The 8,065-nt window shown below is 42.0% G+C and carries 8 protein-coding genes and 1 pseudogene; 2 read left to right on the top strand and 7 right to left on the bottom strand.

Features of this window, described 5'->3' with window-relative positions:
- Positions 1 to 162 precede the first annotated feature (162 nt).
- The 5 genes from ubiB to ACGF49_RS23705 all read right to left on the bottom strand — a co-directional run bounded on the left by ubiB (position 163) and on the right by ACGF49_RS23705 (position 5,261).
- Complete coding sequence (gene ubiB / locus ACGF49_RS23725; RefSeq protein WP_113043581.1) at positions 163 to 1,803, bottom strand: ubiquinone biosynthesis regulatory protein kinase UbiB; 1,641 nt, start codon at positions 1,801 to 1,803, stop codon at positions 163 to 165.
- A complete protein-coding gene (locus ACGF49_RS23720; RefSeq protein ID WP_387493076.1) occupies positions 1,790 to 2,440 on the bottom strand; it encodes an SCP2 domain-containing protein in 651 nt (216 codons plus the stop codon). The genes ubiB and ACGF49_RS23720 overlap by 14 nt, the downstream gene beginning before the upstream one ends.
- Before the next feature lies 1 nt (position 2,441).
- On the bottom strand, positions 2,442 to 3,197 hold the full coding sequence (gene ubiE, locus ACGF49_RS23715; protein WP_113043583.1) for a bifunctional demethylmenaquinone methyltransferase/2-methoxy-6-polyprenyl-1,4-benzoquinol methylase UbiE: 756 nt from the start codon (positions 3,195 to 3,197) through the stop codon (positions 2,442 to 2,444).
- Positions 3,198 to 3,269: 72 nt separating this feature from the next.
- Positions 3,270 to 4,565 carry a DNA recombination protein RmuC gene (gene rmuC, locus ACGF49_RS23710; RefSeq protein WP_387493078.1) on the bottom strand — a complete coding sequence of 432 codons (1,296 nt, stop codon included), beginning with the start codon at positions 4,563 to 4,565 and terminating at the stop codon, positions 3,270 to 3,272.
- 165 nt (positions 4,566 to 4,730) lie between these two features.
- Positions 4,731 to 5,261 carry a DedA family protein gene (locus ACGF49_RS23705; RefSeq protein ID WP_113043585.1) on the bottom strand — a complete coding sequence of 177 codons (531 nt, stop codon included), beginning with the start codon at positions 5,259 to 5,261 and terminating at the stop codon, positions 4,731 to 4,733.
- Positions 5,262 to 5,353: 92 nt separating this feature from the next.
- On the opposite strand from ACGF49_RS23705, the gene ACGF49_RS23700 reads away from it, so the two are divergent.
- Positions 5,354 to 5,476 (top strand): hypothetical protein, encoded by a 123-nt coding sequence (locus tag ACGF49_RS23700; RefSeq protein ID WP_262405156.1) that lies wholly within the window; start codon positions 5,354 to 5,356, stop codon positions 5,474 to 5,476.
- On the opposite strand, the gene ACGF49_RS23695 is transcribed toward ACGF49_RS23700, so the two are convergent.
- Positions 5,461 to 6,243, bottom strand: coding sequence for a tyrosine-protein phosphatase (locus ACGF49_RS23695; protein ID WP_228899570.1), 783 nt, complete (start codon positions 6,241 to 6,243; stop codon positions 5,461 to 5,463). The two genes, ACGF49_RS23700 and ACGF49_RS23695, sit on opposite strands and share 16 nt — an antisense overlap.
- A gap of 94 nt (positions 6,244 to 6,337) precedes the next feature.
- Complete coding sequence (gene udp, locus ACGF49_RS23690) at positions 6,338 to 7,093, bottom strand: uridine phosphorylase (protein WP_113043587.1); 756 nt, start codon at positions 7,091 to 7,093, stop codon at positions 6,338 to 6,340.
- A 738-nt stretch (positions 7,094 to 7,831) separates the two neighbouring features.
- On the opposite strand from udp, the pseudogene ACGF49_RS23685 reads away from it, so the two are divergent.
- Positions 7,832 to 7,957: pseudogene (locus ACGF49_RS23685) on the top strand (pyroglutamyl-peptidase I); the annotation flags it as partial.
- Between the last annotated feature and the right edge of the window lie 108 nt (positions 7,958 to 8,065).

Genomic DNA, 8,065 nt, shown 5'->3' with positions numbered 1-8,065 from the left:
AGTTGCCTCTTTGTTGGCTGCACTCGCTCACCCCAGTCACATAGTTATCTATGCTCCCGGGGATTCACTCCCTTGCCGTCGCGACGCATCTTGAAATCTTTAGGGTATATATATACGACGAACTATAACCAATCTTCAAAAAAATCTGACCTAAGACAAATTTTACTCAACTTTATTCAGACGACACCAGCCAAATAACCATGAAACGGTACCCGCGCCTATAAACAACCAAGGAATATTTGCTAAGCCAGATAACAAAAACAAGCTGCCACAGAGAAACAATATCGCACCAACACCAAGCAAATACTGCGACTGCCGCTGTTTTATCTGTTGCCCTTTCAAATGACCTGATAGCTTCTCAATGCTCACCTGCAAATGTTTATGCTGCTGAAGACTGTCATACACTAATTCAGGTAGTTCTGGCAACTTTTCTGCCCAATAAGGCGCCTTTTCTTTCAACGCTCGGATAACAGCCGGCAATCCAACCTGGCTATGTAACCACTCCTCCAGAAACGGTTTTGCTGTTTTCCACAAATCAAGCTGTGGATAGAGCTGCCGTCCTAATCCTTCTACATACAAAAGCGTCTTCTGTAGAAGAACTAACTGAGGCTGCACTGCCATATTAAAACGACGTGCAGTATTAAATAGATTCAGAAGTACATGACCAAATGAAATTTCAGCAAGTGGCTTCTCAAATATTGGCTCACAAACCGTACGAATTGCAAATTCAAAATCTTCAACATTGGTATCACTAGGAACCCAGCCTGAATCCACATGAAGCTCAGCAACTTTCCGGTAATCACGATTAAAGAAAGCAATAAAATTCTCAGCCAGATAACGTTTATCATCTTTATTAAGAGAACCAACAATACCGTAATCAATACCAATATAAAACGGATCTTCAGGATGTTCATAGCTGACAAAAATATTTCCCGGATGCATATCAGCATGGAAGAAGCTATCGCGAAAAACCTGTGTAAAAAAGACCTGTACGCCCCGTTCGGCCAGCAATTTCATATTGGTATTCTGCGCTTCCAATGCTTCAATATCAGAAACAGGGATACCATAAACCCGCTCCATTACCAGAACATTTTCACGGCAATAATCAGAATAAATTTCCGGTACATAAAGCGTTGAACTATTTTCGAAATTACGGCGGAGTTGAATTGCATTAGCCGCTTCACGCAGCAAATTCAGTTCATCAATTAACGTCTTCTCGTATTCACGTACAACTTCACGAGGACGTAAACGACGTCCATCGGGTAATAACATTGGTACCCAATTAGCCAGACGGTACATTAACCGGATATCCGCTTTGATAATCGGCAGAATATCAGGGCGGATGACTTTGATAACAATTTCCTGTCCATTCTCTTTTAACCGAGCAGTATGGACCTGAGCAATTGAAGCAGAGGCCAGAGCAATAGGTTCAAAATCATCAAACCAGGTTTCCAATGCCCCTCCTAAAGCGGTTTCAACATATTGACGCGCCAGAGCACCATCAAAAGAGGCAACTCGGTCTTGCAACAATGCCAGTTGATCCGCTATTGCTGGAGGAAACAGATCACGCCGCGTTGAAAGCATCTGTCCAAATTTAATCCAAACAGGCCCTAATTCCTGTAAGGCAAGCCGTAATCTCTCCCCAAGTGATTTATCTTTATGTCTATTTGGGATCCAGAACAACAAATAACGACCAAAACGAAGAGGCCAAGTTAGGCGAATCCGAGGAATTAGCTCCTCTAATCCGTAAGAAAGAAAAACCCGTATGATCAAATAAAGGCGCCTTAATTCACCTGGAGTCATATTTTCCCTCTAATACTGCCAATCGTTGTTCTATTTGCTCGATATCTTTGGCCAACATGCTAACTTCTTCACTGAAATAAGCCACTTCAAGCTGATTTGGGGCCAGTTTCCATTCTTCCGTTAACGCTTCCGCCAGATAATTTTTCTGGCATTCCATTGAGCCGGAAACACACTGAAATCCCTTTTTAAGGGCTTGACTAATACTTTCGGCAGCGATATCCCCGAAATAAGGAGAAAGATAATGGGCCAAATCCCATTCAACCATATCTAACAAAGCAGACCATTGCTGAACAACCTGCATATCCCCTTCAATAACCATTTCACCGCTATTGAGCAACTTGGAAATTTGTTGGCGATCCCGTAGTTTAAGCAAAGCAGAAAAGTGAGTTTTAACAGTGCAATCGGCAGATTCACCCCATTGGCTTAATACGTCCACCTGTTTTTCACTGAACACCAACGTGAGTGGTGTATTCATTTCTTTTAATTCTATCAACAAAACTTTGTCCACCAGCCGCATACGAGCTGGCCTTAACACGGGTTCACGGTACAACAGGTAATTCAACGATGTTTCCATCACTGCGGTTAAAACCGGCGCAAGTGTGGAATTAATAACTGTACTCAGTGATGGTCTTTCCATCTCAGAATTTAAAACCTCTGTGTAGTGCAACAATGCCGCCAGTCATATTGGTATAAGTCACCTGTTCAAAGCCAGCTTCTTCCATCATCGTTTTAAGCGCATCCTGATCAGGATGCATACGGATGGATTCCGCCAAATAACGATAACTGTCAGCATCCTGCACAAAAACCTGACCAATCTTTGGCAGCACATGGAAAGAATAAGCATCATACGCTTTGCTTAACGGAGCGAACAAAGGCTTAGAAAATTCAAGTACCAATAAACGCCCACCCGGCTTCAACACCCGAAACATAGAACGCAGGGCTTTTTCTTTTTCAGTAACATTGCGCAGCCCAAAAGAGATAGTGATACAATTAAAATAGTTATCAGGGAAAGGCAACGCTTCCGCATTAGCCTGCACATAGCTGACATTACCAACAATACCAACATCACGTAATTTCTCACGCCCAACCTTCAGCATAGATTCATTGATATCAGCAAGAACAACTTCGCCTTTTTCACCAACTATGCGAGAAAATTTGGCGGTCAGATCTCCGGTACCACCGGCTAAATCAAGTATCCTCTGACCTCTGCGCACCCCACTGGCATCAATAGCCATACGTTTCCAGATACGATGGATACCAAACGACATTAAATCATTCATTAAATCGTATTTCGCTGCAACAGAATGAAACACTTCGGCCACCATGCCTGCTTTTTCATCCTTTGCTACAGTACGGAAACCAAAATGCGTGGTTTGTTTCGTTTGGTCTACCATGTTATTTGCCCATTTTTTATTCAAAGCGTTATAAAAGTGTATCAGCCTTTCAGATAAAACCCTATCCTGGTATTAATCATTAGCGCAGAATGATTGGCTGGCTTTATCAACCAATTCAGGATCAATCGGACGTTTCACCTCAACACCTAAATTACGAAAACTCTCCGCCTGACTTATCAGGTTGCCACGTCCCTCAGTCAACTTTTTCATTGCCAGTCGATAATTAAGTTGAGCCTTATCCAAGCTTTGCCCCAAACCTTGCATGTCATCGACAAACAAACGCATTTTATCGTACATACGGGCAGCCTTATCGGCGATTAAACGCGCATTTTGGCTTTGATAATCATAGCGCCACAAGTTATTAATAGTACGCACAGCAACCAACAATGTTGATGGACTAACTAGCATAATATTGTATTTAAGTGCTTCATCAAGCAGCTCAGGCGCCTTGTTCAGCGCAACCAGATAAGCGGGTTCAACCGGAATAAACATCAATACATAGTCCAACGATTTCAGCCCAGGCAACTGCTGGTAATCTTTGCGGCTCAAACCACGGATATGACCTTTAATTGAGTCGATATGTTCTTGAAGAGCTAATTCCCGCTGATGCTGATCTTCACTATTAAAATAACGCTCATAAGCAACCAGCGACATTTTGGCATCAATCACCACATCTTTCCCTTGCGGCAAATGAACAATAACATCGGGTTGGAAACGGCGGTTACCCTCTACCTTGATATTCACCTGAGTGCGAAATTCATGTCCTTCCCGTAAACCAGAAGCTTCCAAAATACGAGCCAACACCACTTCCCCCCAATCTCCCTGAATTTTATTATTACCTTTAAGGGCATTTGTCAGATTGATAGCTTCCTGCGCCATCTGGACATTGAGTTGCTGTAAATTACGGATTTCATGTGCAAGAGTATGCCGTTCACGGGCTTCCTGACCAAAACTCTCCTGTACTTGCCGATGAAGGCCATCGAGCTGTTCACGAAATGGTGCCAAAAGCGTATTGAGACTTTGCCGATTTTGTTCATCAGTACGGCGCCCCGTTTGTTCAAAAATACGATTAGCCAAATTCTCAAATTGAGTATTCAAACGTAGTTCACTGTTGATCAGCAACCGCTGTTTCTCTTCAGCCGCAAGGCGACTCTCTTCCAGACGTGTCGTCACTTCCCGCAGTTCAGATTCTTGCACGCTATTGATTTCTCTCTGAGCCCGCAATTCTTGGTTCAATTGTTCGCATTCAACCCGCCAATAAGCGGATTGTTCAAGTTTCTCATTGGCAACGGCAAGCTGGCTGTCCAATTTCCGTAATTCCAACTCTTGTTGTTGAATACGTTGATGAACGGAGAACCAAACGAGAATACCACCACCCAAAAGACCGCCAAGTGTACCTATCAACGTATATAACAACTGGATACCCACCGGTACTTCCTCTATCTAATGCTTAGACCAGATAAACTAAATTGCCACTGTATAGATGTCCAGAATGATTTATACAGATGGTTCAGTCTGCGAAGCCGCTCCCAATTAACTCACCCATTTCACTAACCATTGCAAACCAAATGCTCCTGGAGCTAATACGCCAAAAGACCAGATAAGTGCGGAACAGATATTGGCAATCTGGAAGTAGCGCAACGGCATGGTACAAATGCCCGCGACTAATGGCACAATTGCACGGAATGGCCCAAAAAACCGACCAAGGAAAATGCTCCAGATACCCCAGCGCTCAAAAAAATTATGCGCTCGTGTCAGCAGTTGTGGTTTACGGGAAATCGGCCAGATTTTACCAACATCACCTTTAAAATACGCACCGGCGATATAGGATACCCAATCGCCCAAAAAGGCCCCTATCGCGGCTGCCAACCAAATTGACCAGAAATTAAGGCCACTTTCACCTATTAATGCACCTAACCCAAGCAATATGATTGTTGCAGGTAATAACAAGGAGAAAAAAGCCAGAGATTCACCAAAAGCAAGTAAGAAAACAATCGGCATGATCCAGGTATCGTGTGCTTTAACAAAAGCGATTACCAACTCAACTATTTCATGAAGGCTCAAATTCAAATTCCTATATTGATTAATATACCCTATGGATTTCAAGATGCATCGCGACGGCAAGGGAGTGAATCCCCGGGAGCATAGATAACTATGTGACTGGGGTGAGCGAGTGCAGCCAACAAAGAGGCAACTTGAAAGATAACGGGTATACTACATTCAATTTAACCACCGCTGCATTAACCAGAATTAAACCAACTTTTTATTCAAGGAAATAACCTTGTAATTTCTTACGAGCAGCAAAATCAAGGCCAAGATCTTTCTCCAGCCATATATCTACACTGCCATAATGCTGGTTAATACTGTTTAATGCCGTCATTAAAAACTCTTCTCTCACGGAATAAACATAAGCGAATTTATCAACCACATCGTCACTCATGGTTTTCGCATGCTCATTTAACAGATATTCACGGTAAGGAGCCAAAGTAGAGTGAGTCACTAAATAATCTTCCATTACCGTATCCAAATCAGCCCCCAATGCAAATAATACCAGCGCGGAACCTACACCGGTTCTGTCTTTACCTACCGCACAATGCTGGACTATCCCACCTTTTTCCGGTTGTTGCAGTAATTTAACTAATGTCTTATAGGCTGAATTTTTTAGAGGCAGTAATTCATAAAGACGGAACATAAATGCCTGAGGATTAAATTGTTCCAACATCTCTGACGCCAATTTTTCCAGATTTGCATTCACTTCATCAGATAAGGGATTGGCCGGAGCATGATGATAATTAGCGCCATTCCATATCAAATCGGGTTTATCCGCTATTTCACTGATATCACGATAATCTATGATTTGAAAGAGATTTTTATTTGCCAGGAAAGATTGGTCTTGTTCTGTTAAGCGATCCAGAGAACCAGAACGGAAAAGCAAGCCTGATTTGATTTTTCCACCACTCGCGACTTTTTTACCGCCTAAATCACGAAAATTAATCCCTCCATTAAGGGGAAGCACTGATGGATGCAATAAAGATGTTGTGATCATGATGACTTTTAATCAGTTGTTAGGTATTAAAACATTAACAGATTTCTATTCAAAATAAGAGTGAGCCGGAATACTCCGGCCCAAAAAGTATGATTTACAACAAACGGCGAGCAGCTTCTACTACAATCCCCAATGCGTTACTTTCTGTTTTCTCAAGTAATTCAACATTAGGAATCTCCTGCTGAGTACGGTTAACAATAACACCGGCAACCATACCTGCACGCAGCCCTTGGCTTGCACACATTGTTAATAAAGTTGCCGATTCCATTTCATAATTCATAACCCCCATCGCCTGCCATTCAGCCATTGAACCTTTAAAATGGCTCACAACACGGCCAGAATAGGTATCGTAACGCTCCTGGCCGGGATAAAAAGTATCGGAAGAGGCCGTTACCCCCACATGTACCATTGCACCTAAATCTTTTGCTGCTTCGTACAGAGCCGTCGTACATTCAAAATCGGCAACCGCCGGGAATTCCATCGGAGCAAAATGCAGGCTGGCACCATCCAAACGAACAGCTGCGGTGGTAACCAACACATCACCAACATTGATATTTTCCTGAATTGCACCTGTTGTGCCGATACGTAAAAAAGTACGCACACCCAATTGCGCTAATTCTTCAACAGCGATAGAGGTTGACGGGCCACCAATGCCCGTAGAGCACACAATGACAGCTTTACCATCAATTTCTGCCCGCCATGACGTGAATTCACGTAAAGAAGCAAGATGAACGGGGTTATCCATCAATCTTGCGATTTTTTCCACACGTTTCGGATCACCCGGAACAATAGCTAACGTTGCGCCTTGCAGGTCGCTTTTGGTCAGACCTAAGTGAAATACATCAGACATATCAGACTCCTCAGCAAGAAGAATTTATAATGAAATTAGTTGAGATCTACTGTATTGATCATTTAGACATCTTTTAGTGATAAATGTCACCTTAAAGTAATATAAAAAAGAAAAACGTACATTATTTTGAGATATAAATCACAAAAAAAACACAAAACGGACAAAACAGGGCGTTTTCTTCCATCCATAAACTAACTTGAATGAGTTCATATTATGGGAAAAAACAACCAATTGTTTAATTATATTTAAACGTACTGGGAAAAATATATCACGGACTATCTCATCGAAATATTTTCTCCTTGAGAGTTAATAGCGGTTAATATCCATCCCATCACAAAGAAAAAATTATCGTTTCACAACTCAGTCATAAAACAAAATATTTCCCATAAACTATCAACTTAAGCAAATATTAAATCACCGGCGCTATTAAAATATTTTCTTAACATTGATAAACCAACAACGCAATAAGCTGAATTATTTTGAAAATAATTTTCTCTTACGATGAACATATTAAAAAATTAACTGTATACCCTATGGATTTCAAGATGCATTGTGACGGCAAGGGAGCGAATCCCCGGGAGCATAGCTAACTTTGTGACCGGGGTGATCGAACGAAGCCAACAAACAGGCAACTTGAAAGATAACAGGTATGTCAAATAAAAATATCACGGTTATCATTTATAGGATGCATATTGTTTAGGTACGTTAGAATCTTTCCACCATATAAGGGTACTATCTATGACGACACAGAAAACAGTTTTAATTACAGGTTTTGAGCCTTTCGGCAAAGAAACGACTAATCCATCATGGGAAGCAGCTAAACAACTGCAAGGGCGAGAATTATGCGGGGCCCACATTGAGGCAGGGCACGAGCATACTTTGACTGCTATTCATCCAAAGAAAACTCTTGCCCGATAATCATCGCACCAACCCGCTTTTTTAAGCTTGTTCCTTTGGCTCGGTGCCCCGCAA

Origin of the sequence: Photorhabdus sp. RM96S (assembly GCF_042879335.1) — a bacterium.
Lineage (GTDB): Bacteria > Pseudomonadota > Gammaproteobacteria > Enterobacterales > Enterobacteriaceae > Photorhabdus > Photorhabdus kayaii.
The sequence above is the reverse complement of the archived record's forward strand: the minus strand, read 5'-3'. Positions and strand labels throughout refer to the sequence as shown.

What these genes read in the sequence shown, in the direction of transcription:
- ubiE (WP_113043583.1), bottom strand. Translation starts at nt 3,197, where the DNA reads ATGGTAGACCAAACGAAACAAACCACGCATTTTGGTTTCCGTACTGTA.
- ACGF49_RS23720 (WP_387493076.1), bottom strand. Translation starts at nt 2,440, where the DNA reads ATGGAAAGACCATCACTGAGTACAGTTATTAATTCCACACTTGCGCCG.
- ACGF49_RS23695 (WP_228899570.1), bottom strand. Translation starts at nt 6,243, where the DNA reads ATGATCACAACATCTTTATTGCATCCATCAGTGCTTCCCCTTAATGGA.
- udp (WP_113043587.1), bottom strand. Translation starts at nt 7,093, where the DNA reads ATGTCTGATGTATTTCACTTAGGTCTGACCAAAAGCGACCTGCAAGGC.
- ubiB (WP_113043581.1), bottom strand. Translation starts at nt 1,803, where the DNA reads ATGACTCCAGGTGAATTAAGGCGCCTTTATTTGATCATACGGGTTTTT.